This window comes from Mycobacterium sp. IS-1264, from assembly GCF_001954195.1.
Lineage (GTDB): Bacteria > Actinomycetota > Actinomycetes > Mycobacteriales > Mycobacteriaceae > Mycobacterium.
The window spans coordinates 19,632-40,040 of the sequence record NZ_MBES01000058.1 but is presented as its reverse complement, the minus strand read 5'-3'; the positions used below and the strand labels follow the sequence as shown (position 1 = coordinate 40,040).

The following is a 20,409-nucleotide window of genomic DNA, read 5'->3' as shown; positions in this document are numbered from 1 at the left end:
AGCCCGGACTGCCGAGAGCGGCAATCCGGGCTTTGCGGAACAGACTTACTTGATGATCTTGACGACCCGGCCGGCGCCGACGGTGCGGCCACCCTCGCGGATCGCGAATCGCAGACCCTCGTCCATGGCGACGGGCTGGATCAGCTTCACCGTGATGTTGGTGTTGTCACCGGGCATCACCATCTCGGTGCCCTCCGGCAGCGTCACCACACCGGTCACGTCGGTGGTGCGGAAGTAGAACTGCGGACGGTAGTTGTTGAAGAACGGCGTGTGCCGGCCGCCCTCGTCCTTGGACAGGATGTAGACCTGGCCCTCGAACTCGGTGTGCGGCGTGGTGGTGCCGGGCTTGGTCACGACCTGGCCGCGCTCGACGTCCTCACGCTTGATGCCACGCAGCAACAGCCCGACGTTGTCGCCGGCCTGGCCCTGGTCGAGCAGCTTGCGGAACATCTCCACGCCGGTGACCGTGGTCTTGGTGGTCTCCGGGCGGATGCCGACGATCTCGACTTCCTCGTTCACGTTGATCACGCCGCGCTCGACACGACCGGTGACCACGGTGCCGCGGCCGGTGATCGTGAAGACGTCCTCGACGGGCATCAGGAACGGCTTGTCGGTCTCGCGGACCGGGTCCGGAATCGACTCGTCGACCGCGGCCATCAGCTCCTCGACGGACTCGACCCACTTGGCGTCGCCCTCGAGCGCCTTGAGCGCGGAGACCCGGATCACCGGGGCCTCCTCGTCGAACTCCTGGGCGGCCAGCAGTTCGCGGACCTCCATCTCGACCAGCTCGAGCAGCTCCTCGTCATCCACGGCGTCGGCCTTGTTCAGGGCCACCAGGATGTAAGGCACACCGACCTGGCGGGCCAGCAGCACGTGCTCGCGGGTCTGCGGCATCGGGCCGTCGGTCGCGGCGACCACCAGGATCGCGCCGTCCATCTGGGCGGCACCGGTGATCATGTTCTTGATGTAGTCAGCGTGACCAGGGGCGTCGACGTGCGCGTAGTGGCGCTTGTCGGTCTGGTACTCGACGTGCGCGATGTTGATCGTGATACCGCGCTGACGCTCCTCGGGAGCGTTGTCGATCTGGTCGAACGCCTTCGACTCGTTCAGGTCCGGAAACTTGTCATGCAGGACCTTGGTGATAGCCGCGGTCAGGGTCGTCTTGCCGTGGTCAACGTGACCGATGGTCCCGATGTTGACGTGGGGCTTGGTCCGCTGGAACTTCGCCTTCGCCACTTTTGTGTCCTCCGACTTGTTTGGTGCTTGTTAAGCAGTGTTGATGATTTCCGTTGTGCCGCGGTGACCGCGTCAGCTTACTCGTAGCGTTTTGTCTACTCGCCCGTCGCCTTCGCAATGATCTCCTTCGACACCTGCGCCGGGACTTCGGCGTAGCTGTCGAACACCATGGAGTAGTTCGCCCGGCCTTGCGTCTTGGACCTCAGGTCGCCGACATAGCCGAACATCTCGGACAGCGGCACGTGTGCCCGAACGACGCGCGCACCGGCCCGCTCCTCCATGGCCTGGATCTGGCCACGGCGGGAGTTCAGGTCGCCGATCACGTCACCCATGTAGTCCTCGGGTGTGGTCACTTCGACCGCCATGATCGGTTCGAGGATCACCGGCTGGGCTTGCGCCGCAGCCTTTTTCAGTACCTGCGACCCCGCGATCTTGAACGCCATCTCCGAAGAGTCGACCTCGTGGTACGCGCCGTCGAGCAGGGTGACCTTCAGGTTCACCAGCGGGTACCCGGCCAGCACGCCGTACTGCATGGCGTCCTGCGCACCGGCATCCACCGACGGGATGTACTCGCGCGGGATGCGGCCACCGGTGACCTTGTTCTGGAACTCGTAGGTCGCACCGTCTTCGCCGGTGAACGGCTCGAGGTTGATGATGACCTTCGCGAACTGGCCCGAGCCGCCCGTCTGCTTCTTGTGGGTGAACTCGACGTTCTGCACGACGCGCTTGATGGTCTCCTTGTAGGCCACCTGCGGCTTGCCGACGTTGGCCTCGACCTTGAATTCGCGGCGCATCCGGTCCACGAGTATGTCCAGGTGCAGCTCGCCCATGCCGCCGATCACGGTCTGGCCGGTCTCGGAATCGAGGTGCACCTTGAACGTCGGGTCCTCTTCGGCGAGCTTCTGGATCGACAGGGACAGTTTCTCCTGGTCGCTCTTGGTCTTGGGCTCGATGGCCACCTCGATCACCGGGGCGGGGAAGGTCATCGACTCCAGCACGACCTGCTGGTTCGGGTCGCTCAGGGTGTCACCGGTGGTGGTGTCCTTGAGGCCGATCACCGCGTAGATGTGACCCGCCGACGCGCGCTCGACCGGGTTCTCCTTGTTGGAGTGCATCTGGAACAGCTTGCCCAGCCGCTCCTTCTTGCCCTTGGTGGCGTTGATGACCTGGCTGCCGGACTCGACGGTGCCCGAGTAGACGCGGATGTAGGTCAGCTTGCCGAAGAACGGGTGCGTGGCGATCTTGAACGCCAGCGCGGAGAACGGCTCGTCGGTCGTCGCGTTGCGCACGACCTCCTCGTCCTCCTTGCCCGGCGCGTGGCCGACGGCCGGCGGCACGTCCAGCGGTGAGGGCAGATAGTCCACGACGGCGTCGAGCATGGGCTGCACGCCCTTGTTCTTGAACGCGCTGCCGCACAGCACGGGGTAGATCTCCGACGCGATGGTCAGCTTGCGAATCGCGGCCTTGATCTCGTCGACGGTGATCTCCTCGCCGCCGACGTACTTCTCCAGCAGCTCCTCGTCCGTCTCCGCGACGACCTCGAGCAGCTTGGTCCGGTATTCCTCGGCCGTTTCGGCCAGGTCGGCCGGGATCTCGACGGTGTCGTAGGTCTCGCCGAGCTTCGTCTCACCGCGCCACACCTTGGCGTTCATCTCGACCAGGTCGACGATGCCCTCGAACTCGTTCTCCGAGCCGATCGGCAGTTGGATCGGCACCGCGTTGGCGCCGAGGCGCTCCTCCATCGTGCGGACCGAGAAGTAGAAGTCCGCACCGATCTTGTCCATCTTGTTGACGAAGCAGATGCGGGGGACGTCGTACTTGTCGGCCTGCCGCCAGACCTGCTCGGACTGCGGCTCGACACCCTCCTTGCCGTCGAACACGGCAACGGCCCCGTCGAGCACGCGCAGGTTGCGCTCCACCTCGACGGTGAAGTCGACGTGTCCCGGGGTGTCGATGATGTTGAGCTGGTTGTCTTTCCAGAACGTCGTCGTGGCCGCGGAGGTGATGGTGATTCCGCGTTCCTGCTCCTGCTCCATCCAGTCCATGGTGGCGGCGCCGTCATGGACCTCACCGATCTTGTAGTTGATGCCGGTGTAGTACAGGATCCGCTCGGTGGTCGTCGTTTTGCCGGCATCGATGTGCGCCATGATGCCGAAGTTGCGGACCTTGCTCAGGTCGGTCAGCACGTCCTTCTGAGCCACAGAAGTCTTCCCACTCTTTCCGGTTGCTTAGTTAATTCGCTGTCGGTTTGCGCCCGGCCGGCAGCACTGCCGGTTGGCGCCGTTCCGGCCCCTACCAGCGATAGTGCGCAAACGCGCGGTTTGCCTCGGCCATCTTGTGGGTGTCCTCACGCCGTTTGACGGAGGCCCCGAGGCCGTTGCTGGCATCCAGGATCTCGTTTGCCAGCCGCTCGATCATGGTCTTCTCCCGGCGCTGCCGCGAGAAGCTGACAAGCCAGCGCAGCGCCAGCGTGGTGGACCGGTCCGGCCGCACCTCGACGGGCACCTGGTAGGTCGCACCACCGACGCGGCGGCTGCGCACCTCCAGGGCGGGCTTGACGTTGTCCAGAGCACGCTTGAGGGTGATGACGGGATCGGTGCCGGTCTTGTCCCGGGCGTGTTCGAGCGCTCCATAAACAATGCGCTCGGCCAGCGATTTCTTCCCCTTGAGCAGAACTTTGTTGACCAGCTGAGTGACCAGCTGCGATCCGTAGACAGGGTCGTTGACCAGCGGACGCTTGGGCGCGGGCCCCTTGCGCGGCATTAGCTCTTCTCCTTCTTGGCGCCATAACGGCTGCGAGCCTGCTTGCGGTTCTTGACGCCCTGGGTGTCGAGCGAACCGCGGATGATCTTGTACCGCACACCGGGCAGGTCTTTGACTCGGCCACCACGCACCAGCACCATCGAGTGCTCCTGCAGGTTGTGGCCCTCGCCGGGGATGTAGGCGGTGACCTCGACCTGGCTCGTCAGCTTCACGCGCGCAACCTTGCGAAGGGCCGAGTTCGGCTTCTTCGGGGTGGTGGTGTACACGCGGGTGCATACGCCACGGCGCTGCGGGCTGCCCTTCAGAGCCGCGGTCTTGACCTTGCCGATCTTGTCCCGACGACCCTTGCGGACCAGCTGCTGAATGGTTGGCATCTACCGGCTTTCTGTGTTCGGCGTCTTGCTAGCACGGGTGGTGTCGCATGCGCTCAGCACCGGATTCATCCGTTGCATCGTGGACATGCGAATTCGCCCGGCATCCACTTCCTTACGTCAGGCGCCGTAAGCCGCCAGGCACGAGCAACCACAATACCCGCCGCTGGTCGTGCAGGTCAAAGTGGCTTAGGTCGGGTTCGCGCCCTTGTGCGCCGTCCGCCTTTCCAGGCCCGTCGCGAGGCGCAGCACCATGTCGGAGAACAGCGCATCCGTGTCGATGTCGTCCATCACACCGGTCATTTCCAGCAACACGAAGCCGTGCAGCGCGGACCAGAATTCGAGCGCCGCGTAGAACGCCTCCTCCCCGTCCAGTCCGTAGGAGGACAGCACCGCGATCACGGGCGCGGCCGCGTTGCGGGTGGCGGCGGTGTACTCGGGGTCGTCGCCGCCCAGCGGCATCCTGGTGAACGCCGAGTAGCGCCCCGGATGGTGGTGGGCGTAGCTGCGGTAGGCACCGGCCATGACCAGCACCGCGTCGTCGCGGGCTCGCCCCTCGCCGACGCGGTTCAGCATCGTGATGATGTCGTCGATGACCCGGATCCGCACCGCGCGCCGCAGGTCCTCCAGGCTGTCCACGTGGTTGTAGAGCGACGGGCCCTTGGTGCCCAGCTGCGTCGCGAGCGCGTTGATGGTCAGCGAGTCCCAGCCCTCCCGGTCCAGGAAGGTCAGCGCGCCGTCGACGATGCCGTCGCGGCTCAGCTTGGCCGGACGGGAGGCGGACCTCCCGGCGCGTTGTCGCCCGCCGGCTGGCGGTTGTTCCGGCTGAGCTGTCATGGCGACCGCACCTCGATTTCACTGAACGGTTGGAGGTCAACTAATGACTCTAGTTGACGGCGGCGCGAAACGGCTCCGGCCAGGCCGGGGCGCCGGCGCGGCGATGTGGGAGAAAAAAGTCTGCCATCGAGCAGGCAAATGCACGTACGCTCAGTCCAGCGAACATCAGCCGAAGCGAAGGGGGCCGGCAGTGAGGTGGACAACTGTCGCCGGGTCGCTTGCAACCTGTGTCATCGTTTCGCTGGGCGCCGGGGTACCCCCGGCCCACGCCAAGAACGGCGACACCCACGTCGTCGGCCAGGGCGTCGAGCAGACGCTGGACTGCAATGACGCCACCCTGATCGTCAACGGCACCAACAACACCGTCAACGCGATGGGCAACTGTTGGGCCGTGACCGTGATGGGTTCGGGCAATACCGTCATCGCGGACTCGGTGACGCACGACATCACCGTGTACGGCTACAACCAGACGGTCTTCTACCACAACGGTGCGCCGATACTGTGGGACCGCGGCCGCGAACTGGGCATGACCAACCGGCTCCAGCAGGTGCCCGCCTGAGACAAGGGGAATCGACGAATGATGCGTGCAGCCCTGAACATTGAGCACCCACGCGGCCTGGCCGCCTTCGCGCTGGCGCCCGCGCTCGCGGCCCTGGTGCTGGCCGGCTGTAGTTCGACGGCCAACCCGCCCGGCGGATCCGCCACGACGACCGCGAGCAGCGCGACCACGACGACGAGCGCGGGTGCCACGAGCACCAGCGGCGCGAGCACGACCGCATCGGTCGAGATCGGCAACACGCTGAACTACGGATCGATGGGAACCACTGCCACGCTCGACTGCGCCAGCGGCAAATCGCTGAACGTGCTCGGTTCGAACAACACGCTGACCGTGACCGGCACCTGCGAGAAGGTAGACATCGGCGGCGCCAACAACAAGATCACGATCGACAAGATCAACACCAAACTCACAGTGCTAGGAACCGACAACACCATCACCTATAAAGACGGCGATCCAAAGGTCTCAAACCACGGCTCCGGCAACACCATCAACAAGGGCGGCTGAGGCGAAAGCTGTTGACGGCCTCCCTAATTCGCGGGCGCGCCGTGTCGGCCTGCTCCCCCGGCGAATCGGCCCGCCCCCTCTAGCGCCTCCGCGGCGACCCGGGAAATGCTGGCGAATTCGCCGTCCAGCGCCGCGGATTCCGGCAGGCCCCACTGATGCAGCGCCGACAGCCGATCCGAGCGCAGGCACTGCTGCGGCAGGGCGGCCAATTCGGCTGCTAAGTCCTCGGCCGCCTGCCGGGCCCGGCCGTTGGGCACAACCCGATTCGCCAATCCCATCGCGAGCGCTTCGTCGGCTTTGACACCGCGGCCGGTGAGGATCATGTCCATGGCCCGGCTGTGCCCGATCAGCCGCGGCAGCCGCACGGTGCCGCCATCGATCAGCGGCACGCCCCAGCGGCGGCAGAAGACGCCGAACACGGCGTCCTCCTCGGCCACCCGCATGTCGCACCACAACGCCAACTCCAAACCCCCGGCCACGGCGTAACCGCTGACCGCGGCGATCACCGGCTTGGAAAGAACCATTCGCGACGGGCCCATCGGGCCGGGACCGGTCCGGTGCACCGCGTTGGCTTCCGCCGTGCCGAAGGATTTCAAATCGGCTCCCGCGCAAAAGGTTCCGCCATCGCCCCACAGCACGGCCACCGACGCCGAATCGTCGCGGTCGAATTGCTCGAAAGCCGCGTACAGCGCCGCGGCCGTCGGACCGTTGACGGCGTTGCGCGCCTCCGGCCGGTTGATGATCACCGTCGTCACCGGGCCATTGCGCTCCACTCGCACCGGGTCACTCATGTCGCCTCCTGGAGTTGGGTCGGTTCGCGTCGCTTGAGTAGCTCGGCGGCGAAGTCGTGGTACGCCGCGCGCAGCCGGGCACCCGGCCAGTCGGACGGCAGCAATTCGTCGGGCAGCACGGGATCGGTGAGCAGGTGCCGCACGGTCGCAGCGGCCACCATGAAGCGGGCGGGAACGTCCGGGGCGGCGGCCATCTCGTCGAGCAGCCGGTGCCCGGTGTGCGCCCACGCGGGCAGATCCCACAACCGCCCGGCCAGCTCGGCCGGGGCGTCGTCGCGCGCCGTCAGCGTCCGCACCTGGGCTTCGAGCTTGCGATCCAGGTCCAGCTCCAGGTTGTCCGGCCGCATCCAAACGCCCTCGCGAAGTTCGCCAAAGCGCTTGCTGTGCATGGCGGTTCGCAGCGCCGCTCTGGTACGCGCATCGTTGCCCACGCTGGTCACGATCAGGAGGACCCAGTCTCCGCGCCAGGCCCGGACCCGTGGATCGATGGCATCGTCCTGCCTGCGCTGGCGGGCCAACAGGCGATCCGAAAGCCGGTAGCCGTCGGCGGAGCGGATCAGGTCGCCGGCGCCGACCATGCGAGTCAGGGCGACCCGCAACGTCGCCTCCTTGATGCCGAAATCATTTGTCAGCCTGATCAATTCGCTGGCCGTGGCCCAGGCGGGGTGGGCGCCGAGCAGCACACTGAGCACCACCGAACGCGCCGTCATGTTGGGCATGGCTACACCTGTGACGCCTGACGGCCGTAGTCCCCGAAGGGCTCGTCGCGATGCTTGACCGCGTCCCGGAAGCCGTGCTCGACCGCATCGGCGACGAAGGCGTGGCCCTCCGGCGTATGCCGGGCAACACCGTCGAACACGGTGCTGACCATCCTGCTGGTCGCCACACCCTGTTGCAGCAGAGCGGAATTCAGCGCGAGCTTGACCATGATCAGCTGGTTGACCGGAACCGCGGCGATCCGCTCCACCAGCCGCTCGGTGCGCTCGTCGAGGTCTTTCGGATCGGGCGCCTCGACGGCCAGGCCCCATTCGGCGGCTTGCGCACCGGTGATGCAATCACCGGTCAGCAGAAGGCGTTTGGCGCGCTGGTCACCTAGCCGGTGCGCCCACAGGCCTGCCGCCGGGACCCCCCACACCCGCGTCGGCGGGTAGCCGATCTTGGCGTCGGCGGCGGCGATCACCTGGTCGGCGTGCAGCGCGATGTCGGTGCCGCCGGCCACGCAGTAGCCGTGGACCTTGACCACAGTCGGCTTGTCGGCATGCATCAGGCTGGAGAAGCCGCGCACGAAGCGGCTCATCATCTGGTAGTCGATCATCGGGTCCCACGGCTGATCCGGCAGGTGGTTGACCGCCTGCGTCTTGCCGTCGAGCACCGTGCCCGCGTACGCGCCCGTCCCGCCGGCCGAACCGGTCCGGTCGGCATAGGCGGACAGGTCGAAGCCGGCGCAGAAACCCTCACCCCGACCGGACACGAGGATGACATGCACGTTCGGGTCGAGATCGGCACGCTCCACCAACGCAGAGAGCTCCAGCGGGGTGTCGGCGACGATGGCGTTGCCCTTCTCGGGCCGGTTGAAGGTGATGCGGGCAACCCGGTCGGTGACCTCGTAGGTCATCGTCTTCAGGTTGTCGAAATCGACAGGCCTGATGGCGTGAGTCATCCCTTTACTAGAGCACGCTCGAGGATGGGCGCGAGGTCCAGGCCGGTCGGCATGGTGCCGTACGCACCACCCCACTGGCCGCCTAGCCGGGTGGCCAGGAAGGCCTCGGCGACGGCGGGATGGCCGTGGCGCACCAGCAGCGACCCCTGCAGCGCCAGCGAGATGTCCTCGGCCACCTTACGGGCGCGATAACCGATTGTGTCCAGGTCGGTCAGGTCTTGCCGCAGCCCCTCGACGTGGCGGCCCAGTCGCGGATCCTGGCCGGTGCTTTCGTCGAGTTCGGCGAACAGCACCTCGACGCATTCGGGGCGAGTTGCCATGGCGCGCAACGTGTCCAGCGCACTGACATTGCCCGAGCCCTCCCAGATGCCCATCAGCGGCGCCTCACGGAACAGGCGCGGCATGCCCGAGTCCTCGACATAGCCGTTGCCGCCTAGGCATTCCAGCGCCTCGGCGGCATGCGGGGTGGCGCGCTTGCACACCCAGTACTTGCTGGCCGCCAAGCCAATGCGGCGCAGCAACGCCTCCCTTTCGTCCCCGCGCAGCGCCTTGTCGGTGGCACCGGCCATCCGCATCGCGACGATGGTGGCGGCCTCGGCCTCCACCGCCAGGTCGGCCAGCACATTGCGCATCAACGGCTGGTCAATCAGGTAGGCGCCGAACGCCTTTCGGTGCTGGGCGTGGTGGATGGCACGGGTCAGGCCGGTGCGCATGCTGGTGGCGCTGCCCAGGGTGCAGTCCAGCCGGGTGAGGTTGACCATCTCGATGATGGTCGGCACGCCGCGGCCCTCCTCGCCCACCAACCACGCGATGGCGCCGTCGTATTCGACCTCGCTCGAGGCGTTGGCGTGGTTGCCGAGCTTGTCCTTGAGGCGCTGCAAGAACATTCGGTTGCGGCTGCCGTCGGGCAGTATCCGCGGCAGCAGGAAGCAGGACAGACCGCCCGGGGCCTGCGCGAGCACCAGGAAGATGTCGCACATCGGCGCCGAGGTGAACCATTTGTGACCGGTCAGGCTGTAGCTGCCGTCGCCGTTGGGGGTTGCCTCGGTGGTGCCGGCGCGCACGTCGGAACCGCCTTGCTTCTCCGTCATCGACATGCCGGCCGTGATGCCCCGCTTGGTCGTGGCCAGCTTGAGTTCGGGGTCGTATTCGCGACTGGTCAGCAACGGCTCGTAAACCGACGCCAATTCCGGGTTGTAGCGCAGCGCCGGGACGACGGCGTAGGTCATCGAGACCGGGCAGGTGTGTCCGGGCTCGACATTCCAGACCGACATCTTGGCGGCTCGCACCACATGGTTGCCCGGCCGCTCGTCGGCCCACGGCGCGGCGTGCAGGCCGTGCCCGATCGCGGTGCGCATGAGCTCGTGGTAGGCCGGGTCGTACTCGACCTCGTCGATGCGGTGACCGTAGCGGTCGTGGGTGTGCAGGATGGGCCGGTTGCGGTCGGCGAGCTCACCCCAGCGCTGGGCTTCGCGGCTACCCGCGATCGCGCCCACCTCCGTCACCTCGTCGATGCCCCATTGCCCGCCCTCGCGGATCAGGGCCTCGACGAGGACGGCGGACGTCGCGGGGTTGTAGTTCTCCAGCGGGGGAACCTGGTTGGTGACGGCATGGGTATCGGGCATGCCGTCCATGTTACATTTTTCCGACAGCCGCACAAGAGGTGTAATAGCGGCTGAGGCTTTGACTAGGTGGTCTTCTCCCGCAGGAAGGCGATGTCGTCCTTGCGGCCCGCGTCGGCGGTTTCGCAGATCACCGGCGCATCGGCGGCCTTGACCGCCGCCACGAGAAGGTCGGTATCGATCTGGCCGCTGCCCAGGTTGGCGTGGCGGTCGGCGCCCGAGCCCGCCGCGTCCCGTGAGTCGTTGCAGTGCACCAGATCGATGCGACCGGTCAGGGCCCTGATCCGGTCGACCGCGTCGACCAGCTCCTCGCCCGCGGCCCAGGCATGGCAGGTGTCCAGACAGAAGCCAATTCCCTTGTCTCCGATGTGATCCCAGAGCCGTCCGATCGTGTCGAAGTGGCGGGCCATCGCGTGGTCACCGCCCGCGGTGTTCTCCAGGTACACCTGCACATCCGTTTCGAGGTAGTCCAGCGCCTTTACCCAGCGCTCGAAGCCGGCCTCCATGTCGTTGTCGTCGGCGTGGCCGCCGTGCACGATCACCGCCGTCGCGTTGATTGCGGCGGCGGCGTCGCAGGTGTCCTGCAATATCTTTCGCGACGGGATGCGGATGCGGTTGTTGGCCGATGCGACGTTGATGAGGTACGGCGCGTGGACGTACAGCGGGATGGTCGACGCCTTGAGCGCCGCGGCGTCGTCGCGCGGCTTCGGCTTCTTCCAGCTCTGCGGGTTGCCGAGGAAGAACTGCACCGCGTCGGCGCCGTCCGCCTGAGCGGCGGCCAGGGGATCGTCTTGGTGGACGTGTGAACCGATGAGCACGTCGGCCAGTGTAGTGAGGGGTTGCGACGGGTGGCGAGCGTGCACTCAGTGCGATATTTCGCCCGAAAAGTCGCAGCCACTACACGTTCGGCGCACGAAAAAGCCCCCGCACACGGCGGGGGCTTTTTCGCACTGACTACCGGTAGTCGCTGTAGCCGTAGTCGTCCAGCGGAACGGCGGCGCCGGTGGCCTGGCCGAAGTCCGGGCTGTAGTACTGATCCTCGTAGGACGGGATCGTGTACGCCGCGGCCCTGGCCTCCTCGGTGGGCTGCACCTGGATGTTGCGGTAGCGGTTGATACCGGTACCGGCCGGGATCAGCTTTCCGATGATCACGTTCTCCTTGAGACCGTTGAGCTTGTCGCTGCGGCAGTTGATCGCCGCGTCGGTCAGCACTCGCGTGGTCTCCTGGAACGACGCCGCGGACAGCCACGAGTCGGTGGCGAGGCTCGCCTTCGTGATGCCCATCAGCACCGGACGGCCGGCGGCGGGCTCGCCGCCCTCGGCCACCACGCGGCGGTTCTCCGCCTCGAACCCCGCACGCTCGATCAGCGAGCCGGGCAGGAACTCCGTCGCGCCCGAGTCGATGATGGTGACCCGGCGCAGCATCTGGCGAACGATCACCTCGATGTGCTTGTCGTGGATCGACACACCCTGTGCGCGGTAGACCTCCTGGACCTCGCGGACCAGGTGGATCTGCACCTCGCGGGGGCCCTGCACGCGCAGCACCTCGTGCGGGTCGGCCGAGCCTTCCATCAGCTGCTGGCCCACCTCGACGTGGTCACCGTCGGACAGCACTCCCTCGGAACCGTCGTCGTGCTTGAACACACGCAACCGTTGCCGCTTGGAGAGCTTGTCGTAGACGACTTCCTCGCCGCCGTCGTCGGGAACGATGGTGATCTTGTAGAAGCGCTCACCGTCCTCGAGACGGACCCGGCCGGTGACGTCGGCGATCGGCGCCTTGCCGCGCGGCACGCGGGCCTCGAACAGCTCCTGCACGCGTGGCAGACCACCGGTGATGTCCTCACCGACACCACCCTGGTGGAAGGTGCGCATGGTCAGCTGCGTGCCGGGCTCACCGATGGACTGGGCGGCGACGATGCCGACGGCCTCGCCGATGTCCACCAGCTTGCCGGTGGCCATGGAGCGCCCGTAGCAGGTCGCACAGACGCCGGTGCCCGTGGTGCACGTCAGCACCGAGCGCACCTTGACCGATGTGATGCCGGCCGCCAGCAGCGCGTCGATCTCCGGGTCACCCAGGTCCTCGCCGCGAGCGACGACGACGTTGCCGTCCTTGTCGACCGCGTCGGTGCCCAAAGTCCGTGCGTACGCCGAGGTTTCGATGTACGGGTCGCGGATCAGGGTGCCATCGGGCTGGATCTCGGCCAGCTCGACCACGATGCCGCGCTCGGTCTCGCAGTCGTGCTCGCGGACGATGACGTCCTGAGAGACATCCACCAGGCGCCGGGTCAGGTAACCCGAGTCGGCGGTACGCAACGCGGTGTCCGCCAAGCCCTTTCGAGCGCCGTGAGTGTTGATGAAGTACTCCAACACGGTCAGGCCCTCGCGGAACGACGACTTGACCGGACGCGGGATGAACTCGCCCTTCGGGTTGGTCACCAGACCCTTCATGCCGGCCAGCGTTCGGGTCTGCGTGAAGTTACCCGTTGCACCCGAGTCGACGATGGTGATGATCGGGTTGTCGGCGGGGTAGTGCTCCCGCAGCGCCTGACCCACCTCGTCGGTGGCTTCCTTCCAGATCTCCACGAGCGCCTCGTTGCGCTCGTCGTGGTTCAAAGCACCACGCTGGAACTGCTTTTCGACCTTGTCGGCCCGCTCCTCGTACTGGTCGAGGATCTCCTTCTTGCGCGGCGGCACCAACACGTCGGCCATCGACACCGTGACACCACTGCGGGTCGCCCAATAGAAACCGGCGTCCTTGAGCTTGTCGACGGTCTGCGCGACCACGATCATCGGGTAGCGCTCGGCCAGGTCGTTGATGATGGAGGCCTGCACCTTCTTGTGCATCTGCTTGTTCACGAACGCATACCCCAGCGGCAGCAGCTCGTTGAACATCACCCGACCAAGCGTGGTCTCGGCCATCCATGCGTCACCCGGCTGCCAGCCGGACTCGCCGAACAGCTCGGCCTCGAGCTCGGCGGGCGGACGCAGCTGGGTCAGCCGCACCTTGATCTTGGCCCGCACCGACAGCACGCCGCGGTCGGCCGCCATGATCGCCTCGGCGGGCGAGGCGTACACGCCGGTCTCCGGACGGTCCTTGGCGGCGGGGACGTATTCGCCGGTGTCGCCCTCGACCTCGGTGGTCAGGTAGTACAGCCCGGTCACCATGTCCAGTCGGGGCATGGCCAGCGGCCGGCCCGACGCGGGCGACAGGATGTTGTTCGAGGACAGCATCAGGATGCGCGCCTCGGCCTGCGCCTCCGCACTCAACGGCAGGTGCACGGCCATCTGGTCACCGTCGAAGTCGGCGTTGAACGCCTCACACACCAACGGGTGCAGCTGAATCGCCTTACCTTCCACCAGCATCGGCTCGAAGGCCTGGATACCCAGCCGGTGCAGGGTGGGCGCGCGGTTCAGCAGCACCGGGTGCTCGGCGATGACCTCTTCGAGGACATCCCACACCTGGGGACGCTGACGCTCCACCATCCGCTTGGCGCTCTTGATGTTCTGCGCGTGATTGAGGTCGACGAGCCGCTTCATCACGAACGGTTTGAACAGCTCGAGCGCCATCAGCTTGGGCAAACCGCACTGGTGCAGCTTGAGCTGCGGGCCGACCACGATGACCGAACGGCCCGAGTAGTCGACGCGCTTACCGAGCAGGTTCTGGCGGAACCGGCCCTGCTTGCCCTTGAGCAGATCCGACAGCGACTTCAGCGGGCGGTTACCCGGCCCGGTGACCGGGCGGCCGCGACGGCCATTGTCGAACAGCGCGTCCACGGACTCCTGCAGCATCCGCTTCTCGTTGTTGACGATGATCTCGGGCGCACCGAGGTCGATCAGCCTCTTGAGCCGGTTGTTCCGGTTGATCACGCGGCGATACAGGTCGTTGAGGTCGCTGGTGGCGAACCGGCCACCGTCGAGCTGCACCATCGGGCGCAGCTCCGGCGGGATCACCGGGACGGCATCGAGCACCATGCCCATCGGCGAGTTGCCCGACTGCTGGAACGCGGCGACCACCTTGAGGCGCTTCAACGCACGAAGCTTCTTCTGCCCCTTGCCGTTTCGGATGACGTCACGCAGCGAGTCGGCCTCGGCGTCGATGTCGAAGTTCTCGATCAACTTCTGGATCGACTCCGCGCCCATGGCGCCGGTGAAGTACTCGCCGTAGCGGTCGACCAGTTCGCGGTAGAGGTTCTCGTCGACGATCAGCTGCTTGGGAGCCAGCTTGGTGAAGGTGCTCCAGATGTCCTCCAGCCGGTCCAGCTCACGCTGGGCGCGGTCACGGATCTGGCGCATCTCCCGCTCGCCGCCGTCGCGAACCTTGCGCCTGGCGTCGGCCTTGGCGCCCTCGGCCTCCAGCTCGGCCAAGTCGGCTTCGAGCTTCTGCGCACGGGCCTCCAGCTCGGCGTCGCGCTGGTCCTCAACGCCCTTGCGCTCCACCACCATTTCGGCTTCGAGCGTGGACAGCTCGTTGTGCCGCATCTCCTCGTCGACGGAGGTGATCACGTACGCGGCGAAGTAGATGATCTTCTCGAGATCCTTCGGCGCGAGGTCGAGCAAGTACCCCAGGCGCGAGGGCACACCCTTGAAGTACCAGATGTGCGTCACCGGAGCGGCCAACTCGATGTGACCCATCCGCTCGCGGCGCACCTTGGCGCGGGTCACCTCGACGCCACAGCGCTCACAGATGATGCCCTTGAAGCGGACGCGCTTGTACTTGCCGCAGTAGCACTCCCAGTCGCGAGTCGGTCCGAAGATCTTCTCGCAGAACAGGCCGTCCTTCTCAGGCTTCAGCGTGCGGTAGTTGATCGTCTCCGGCTTCTTGACCTCGCCGTAAGACCATTGCCTGATGTCCTCCGCGGTGGCCAAGCCGATACGGAGTTCATCGAAGAAGTTGACGTCGAGCACGTAACTCCCTTTCCCCTTGCGGGTTTAGTAACTAGTTAAGCCAGGTCCTCAACGGACGCGGATTCGTTGCGGGACAGGTTGATTCCGAGATTCGCGGCTGCCCGCTCCAGGTCCTCGTCCTCGCCCTCGCGCAGCTCGATCGCCGCGCCGTCGGACGAGAGCACCTCAACGTTGAGGCACAGCGACTGCAGCTCCTTGAGCAACACCTTGAACGACTCGGGGATACCCGGCTCCGGGATGTTCTCGCCCTTGACGATCGCCTCGTACACCTTGACCCGACCGACGGTGTCGTCGGACTTGATGGTCAGCAGCTCCTGCAGCGTGTACGCGGCACCGTAGGCCTGCATGGCCCAGCACTCCATCTCACCGAAACGCTGGCCACCGAACTGTGCCTTACCACCGAGCGGCTGCTGGGTGATCATCGAGTACGGCCCCGTGGAGCGGGCGTGGATCTTGTCGTCCACCAGGTGGTGCAGCTTCATGATGTACATGTAGCCAACGGTCACCGGGTACGGGAACGGCTCACCGCTGCGGCCGTCGAGCAGCACTGCCTTGCCGTCGGCGTCCACCAGCACTTCGTCGTCCCGGTTGGGCAGCGTGGCCGACAACAGCCCCTGCAACTCGGCTTCCTGGGCACCGTCGAACACCGGCGTCGACACGATGGCGTTCGGCTCGGCGTCCAGCAGTTCCTTGGGCAACTTGGCCGCCCAGTCGGGAACCCCGTTGCCGGTGTCGACCTTCCAGCCGCTGTGCGCGCACCAACCGAGGTGCGTCTCCAGGATCTGGCCGATGTTCATCCGTCGCGGCACACCGTGGGTGTTCAGGATGATGTCCACCGGCGTGCCGTCCGGCAGGAACGGCATGTCCTCGACGGGCAGGATCTTGCCGATCACGCCCTTGTTGCCGTGCCGTCCGGCCAGCTTGTCGCCGTCGGAAATCTTGCGCTTCTGGGCGACGTAGACGCGGACCAGTTCGTTGACGCCGGCCGGCAGTTCGTCGTCGTCCTCGCGGGAGAACACCCGAATGCCGATCACCTTGCCGGACTCACCGTGCGGCACCTTCAGCGAGGTGTCGCGGACCTCCCGGGCCTTCTCACCGAAGATCGCGCGCAGCAGCCGCTCCTCCGGCGTCAGCTCGGTCTCCCCCTTCGGGGTGACCTTGCCGACCAGGATGTCGCCGTCACGAACCTCGGCGCCGATGCGCACGATGCCGCGTTCGTCGAGGTCGGCGAGCACCTCGTCGGAGACGTTCGGGATGTCCCGGGTGATCTCCTCGGCGCCCAGCTTGGTGTCGCGGGCGTCGATCTCGTGCTCCTCGATGTGGATCGAGGTGAGCACGTCCTCCTCAACCAGGCGGTTGGAGAGGATGATCGCGTCCTCGTAGTTGTGGCCTTCCCACGGCATGATCGCGACGAGCAGGTTCTTGCCCAGCGCCATCTCGCCGTTGTCGGTGCAGGGGCCGTCGGCAATCACCTGGCCGGCCTCCACCCGATCCCCGGCGTCCACGATCGGCGACTGATTGGCGCACGTGCCGTGGTTGGAGCGGGCGAACTTGCGCATCCGGTAGGTGTGCCGGGTGCCGTCGTCGGCCATCACGGTGATGTAGTCGGCGCTGACTTCCTCGATGACACCGGCCTTCTCGGCGACGACGACGTCGCCGGCGTCGATCGCGGCACGCAGCTCCATGCCGGTACCCACCAGCGGCGCCTCGCTGCGCACCAGCGGAACCGCCTGGCGCTGCATGTTGGCACCCATCAGGGCACGGTTGGCGTCGTCGTGCTCGAGGAACGGAATCATGGCCGTGGCCACCGACACCATCTGGCGCGGCGAGACGTCCATGTAGTCGACCTCGGACGAGGACACGTACTCGACCTCGCCCGCCTTGCGGCGGACCAGGACGCGCGCCTCGGTGAAGCGACCGTCGTCGTCGATCGGCGAGTTGGCCTGCGCCACCACGTGGCGGTCCTCCTCGTCGGCGGTCAGGTATTCGATCTCGTCGCTGACCACACCGTCGACCACCTTGCGGTACGGCGTCTCGATGAAGCCGAACGGATTGACCCGCGCGTACACCGACAGCGACCCGATCAGACCGATGTTCGGACCCTCCGGGGTCTCGATCGGGCACATCCGGCCGTAGTGCGACGGGTGCACGTCGCGCACCTCCAGCCCGGCGCGCTCACGCGACAGACCACCCGGGCCCAGCGCCGACAGCCGGCGCTTGTGCGTCAGACCCGACAGCGGGTTGTTCTGGTCCATGAACTGCGACAGCTGGCTGGTGCCGAAGAACTCCTTGATCGCGGCGACCACCGGCCGGATGTTGATCAGCGTCTGCGGCGTGATCGCCTCGACGTCCTGAGTGGTCATCCGCTCGCGGACGACACGCTCCATCCGCGACATGCCGACCCGGATCTGGTTCTGGATCAGCTCGCCCACGGTGCGCAACCGGCGGTTGCCGAAGTGGTCGATGTCGTCGGTCTCCACCGGCACCTCGGTGCCGCCGGGGACGGTCATCGTGGCCTGCCCCTCGTGCAGGCGCACCAGGTATTCGATGGTGGCGACAACGTCTTCTTCGGTCAGCGTCGAGCTGGTGATCGGCTCACCGGCGTGCAGGCCGAGCTTCTTGTTGACCTTGTAACGGCCGACGCGGGCCAGGTCGTAGCGCTTCTCCTTGAAGAAGAGGTTCTCCAGCAGCGTCTGCGCGGACTCCTTGGTCGGCGGCTCGCCCGGACGCAGCTTGCGGTAGATGTCCAGCAGCGCCTCGTCGGTGCCGGCGGTGTTGTCCTTCTCCAGCGTGGACATCATGATCTCGGAGAACCCGAACCGCTCGGTGATCTGCTCGTTGGTCCAACCGAGCGCCTTGAGCAGCACGGTGACGGGCTGGCGGCGCTTGCGGTCGATGCGCACGCCGACGGTGTCGCGCTTGTCGACGTCGAACTCCAGCCACGCGCCGCGGCTGGGGATCACCTTGACGCTGTGCAGCAGCTTCTCGGTGGACTTGTCGATCGACTCGTCGAAGTACACACCCGGTGAGCGCACCAGCTGGCTGACGACGACACGCTCGGTGCCGTTGATGATGAACGTGCCCTTCTCGGTCATCATCGGGAAGTCACCCATGAACACCGTCTGGCTCTTGATCTCACCGGTGTTGTTGTTGATGAACTCCGCGGTGACGAACAGCGGGGCCGCGTACGTCATGTCCTTGTCTTTGCACTCGTCGACCGGCGCCTTGACCTCGTCAAACCGCGGGTCGGAGAACGACAGCGACATCGAGCCGGAGAAGTCCTCGATCGGAGAGAGCTCGTAGAGCACCTCTTCGAGGCCACCCACCGGCTTCACGTCTCCGCGTGCCGCCGCGGCTTCGCGCCAGCGCGGCGAGCCGATCAACCACTCGAACGAGTCGGTTTGCACGTCAAGAAGCCCCGGAACCTCGAGCGGTTCGCGGAGCTTGGCGAAGGAAATTCGGTTGGGTGCTCCAGGCACGGAGCCATTGGTGGAACTTTTGTGGCGACGCTTGCTCTGGCGGGAATCTGCCAAGATGCATCCTTCCAGCACCTCGTGCGACTCACGAGAACCGGGGCCACCGGGCCTGTTCGCCGCGAATTGTGTCGGTTAGGCCGGCGAACGATCTGCCCAGATCTCACGCGCGCAACTAAATAGCTGGGCCGAAGAGGGGGCTCAGGCTAAGACCACGGTGTCGAGTGGCGGGTGAGGTGGGCAGGAAGTAGCCAGCGCAACGTCCAACAATAGCGCAGGCGCGCGCATTCCTCAAGTACCCATCCAGGGAACATCGGCGCTGGCAGGCATCTTGCGTTCCCGTGGGCACATGCTGCCCAACAGACTGACCCGTTTGCGCCCCGTCGTCAAGAGGAAGGGCGGCAAGTTGCGCGAAGTTATCGTGAAAATTTCGGGTCGCGGCCTACCGTGCGCGCGCGGCGGCAAAACCCGCCAAACCGTGCTGGTCGGGCGATGCGTTCGGTGCTGCGGCCGCGCTAGCCGCCGAACTCGTGCGCCTGATATTTGTGGGTGCCCTCGAGGTCGTCGAGGATCGCCGCCTGGGCGTTCTTGGGCAGGGTGTGCAGGATCTCGCGCACGCGGGCCTGGCGGCGCGCGACCGCTTTGCGCTCGGGCATGCCCGGCGTCGCGACGATCTGCGGCGGCACGCCCTCGATCTCCTCGACGCCGCCGGAGTGGTGGCCCGCGTCGACCATGGCCTGCTCTTCGGCCATGGTGGCCTCGTCCTTTTCCTCCGACATGCCGATCGGCCCGATGCGGCGGCCGTTGAGGAACTGCCGCACCACGGGCTCGTCGCTGGTCAGCAGGACCTCGCGGGGGCCGAACATCACCAGGTGCTTGCGGAACAGCATGCCCATGTTGTCCGGCACCGTGCGGGCGATGTTGATGTTGTGCGTGACGATCAGGATGGTGGCGTCGATCTGGGCGTTGATGTCGAGGATCAGCTGGCTCAGGTAGGCGGTGCGGACGGGGTCCAGACCCGAGTCGGGCTCGTCACACAGGATGATCTGCGGGTCGAGGACCAATGAGCGGGCCAGGCCCGCGCGCTTGCGCATACCGCCGGAGATCTCGCCGGGGAACTTCTTCTCGTCACCACCAAGACCGACCATTTCCAGCTTCTCCATGACGATGTCACGGATTTCGCTTTCCTTCTTCTTGGTGTGCTCACGCAACGGGAACGCCGTGTTGTCATACAGATTCATCGAGCCGAACAGCGCGCCGTCCTGAAACATGACGCCGAACAGCGTGCGGATCTCGTAGAGCTCCTTAGCCGAGCATTCGATGATGTCGGTGCCGTCGATCATGATCGAGCCGCGTTCCGGGCGCAGCAGACCGATGAGGGACTTGAGGAACACCGATTTGCCGGTACCCGACGGCCCCAGCAGGACGCTGACCTCCCCGGCGGGGATATCCAACGTCACGTCTTCCCAGATCCTCGAGGAACCGAAGGACTTCGTAAGTCCATTCACCTCGATAGCGACGCCCATGGGGAATCCTTCCGTCGACGCTCATGCCCGCAACCTGCCCGTTTGTTGTGGCTTGAGTCACTGTAGCGCACGCCCGACGCGCCGCATCAGGGTTGGACAGCACCCAGGGGAAAAATTGCCCAAGTTGAAACGCAGCGCCGCGGCGCTGGTCAACACGTGTCT

At 66.0% G+C, this 20,409-nt stretch carries 15 protein-coding genes; 2 read left to right on the top strand and 13 right to left on the bottom strand.

Annotation, left to right across the window (positions count from 1 at the left end; genetic code table 11):
- Window positions 1–45: 45 nt before the first annotated feature.
- The 5 genes from tuf to A5744_RS12650 form a co-directional block, all read right to left on the bottom strand.
- Window positions 46–1,236, bottom strand: a complete 1,191-nt coding sequence (gene tuf / locus A5744_RS12670; protein WP_076061470.1) for an elongation factor Tu — start codon at window positions 1,234–1,236, stop codon at window positions 46–48.
- A 95-nt stretch (window positions 1,237–1,331) separates the two neighbouring features.
- Window positions 1,332–3,437 (bottom strand): elongation factor G, encoded by a 2,106-nt coding sequence (fusA, locus tag A5744_RS12665; protein WP_076061468.1) that lies wholly within the window; start codon window positions 3,435–3,437, stop codon window positions 1,332–1,334.
- 91 nt (window positions 3,438–3,528) lie between these two features.
- Window positions 3,529–3,999 (bottom strand): 30S ribosomal protein S7, encoded by a 471-nt coding sequence (gene rpsG / locus A5744_RS12660; protein ID WP_076061467.1) that lies wholly within the window; start codon window positions 3,997–3,999, stop codon window positions 3,529–3,531.
- Complete coding sequence (gene rpsL / locus A5744_RS12655; protein ID WP_003879423.1) at window positions 3,999–4,373, bottom strand: 30S ribosomal protein S12; 375 nt, start codon at window positions 4,371–4,373, stop codon at window positions 3,999–4,001. The genes rpsG and rpsL overlap by 1 nt, the downstream gene beginning before the upstream one ends.
- Window positions 4,374–4,559: 186 nt before the next feature.
- Complete coding sequence (locus tag A5744_RS12650) at window positions 4,560–5,207, bottom strand: TetR/AcrR family transcriptional regulator (RefSeq protein ID WP_076061465.1); 648 nt, start codon at window positions 5,205–5,207, stop codon at window positions 4,560–4,562.
- Between the two features lie 190 nt (window positions 5,208–5,397).
- On the opposite strand from A5744_RS12650, the gene A5744_RS12645 reads away from it, so the two are divergent.
- A complete protein-coding gene (locus A5744_RS12645; protein WP_076061463.1) occupies window positions 5,398–5,766 on the top strand; it encodes a DUF3060 domain-containing protein in 369 nt (122 codons plus the stop codon).
- Window positions 5,767–5,787: 21 nt separating this feature from the next.
- A complete protein-coding gene (locus A5744_RS12640) occupies window positions 5,788–6,270 on the top strand; it encodes a DUF3060 domain-containing protein (RefSeq protein WP_076061732.1) in 483 nt (160 codons plus the stop codon).
- 23 nt (window positions 6,271–6,293) lie between these two features.
- Here A5744_RS12640 and A5744_RS12635 read toward each other — a convergent pair whose 3' ends face one another.
- The 8 genes from A5744_RS12635 to A5744_RS12600 form a co-directional block, all read right to left on the bottom strand.
- Complete coding sequence (locus tag A5744_RS12635) at window positions 6,294–7,061, bottom strand: crotonase/enoyl-CoA hydratase family protein (protein WP_076061462.1); 768 nt, start codon at window positions 7,059–7,061, stop codon at window positions 6,294–6,296.
- Window positions 7,058–7,780, bottom strand: a complete 723-nt coding sequence (locus A5744_RS12630) for a PaaX family transcriptional regulator C-terminal domain-containing protein (protein ID WP_076061460.1) — start codon at window positions 7,778–7,780, stop codon at window positions 7,058–7,060. The genes A5744_RS12635 and A5744_RS12630 overlap by 4 nt, the downstream gene beginning before the upstream one ends.
- Window positions 7,781–7,782: 2 nt before the next feature.
- Complete coding sequence (locus A5744_RS12625; protein WP_076061458.1) at window positions 7,783–8,721, bottom strand: crotonase/enoyl-CoA hydratase family protein; 939 nt, start codon at window positions 8,719–8,721, stop codon at window positions 7,783–7,785.
- Complete coding sequence (locus A5744_RS12620; protein ID WP_076061730.1) at window positions 8,718–10,346, bottom strand: acyl-CoA dehydrogenase family protein; 1,629 nt, start codon at window positions 10,344–10,346, stop codon at window positions 8,718–8,720. The genes A5744_RS12625 and A5744_RS12620 overlap by 4 nt, the downstream gene beginning before the upstream one ends.
- A gap of 62 nt (window positions 10,347–10,408) precedes the next feature.
- Window positions 10,409–11,161, bottom strand: a complete 753-nt coding sequence (locus A5744_RS12615) for a deoxyribonuclease IV (RefSeq protein WP_076061456.1) — start codon at window positions 11,159–11,161, stop codon at window positions 10,409–10,411.
- A 136-nt stretch (window positions 11,162–11,297) separates the two neighbouring features.
- Window positions 11,298–15,248: a DNA-directed RNA polymerase subunit beta' gene (locus A5744_RS12610; protein WP_076061454.1), complete on the bottom strand. Its 3,951-nt coding sequence runs from the start codon at window positions 15,246–15,248 to the stop codon at window positions 11,298–11,300.
- Window positions 15,249–15,283: 35 nt separating this feature from the next.
- A complete protein-coding gene (locus tag A5744_RS12605) occupies window positions 15,284–18,781 on the bottom strand; it encodes a DNA-directed RNA polymerase subunit beta (protein ID WP_139329666.1) in 3,498 nt (1,165 codons plus the stop codon).
- A 455-nt stretch (window positions 18,782–19,236) separates the two neighbouring features.
- On the bottom strand, window positions 19,237–20,247 hold the full coding sequence (locus tag A5744_RS12600; protein ID WP_076061450.1) for an ABC transporter ATP-binding protein: 1,011 nt from the start codon (window positions 20,245–20,247) through the stop codon (window positions 19,237–19,239).
- Window positions 20,248–20,409: the final 162 nt, after the last annotated feature.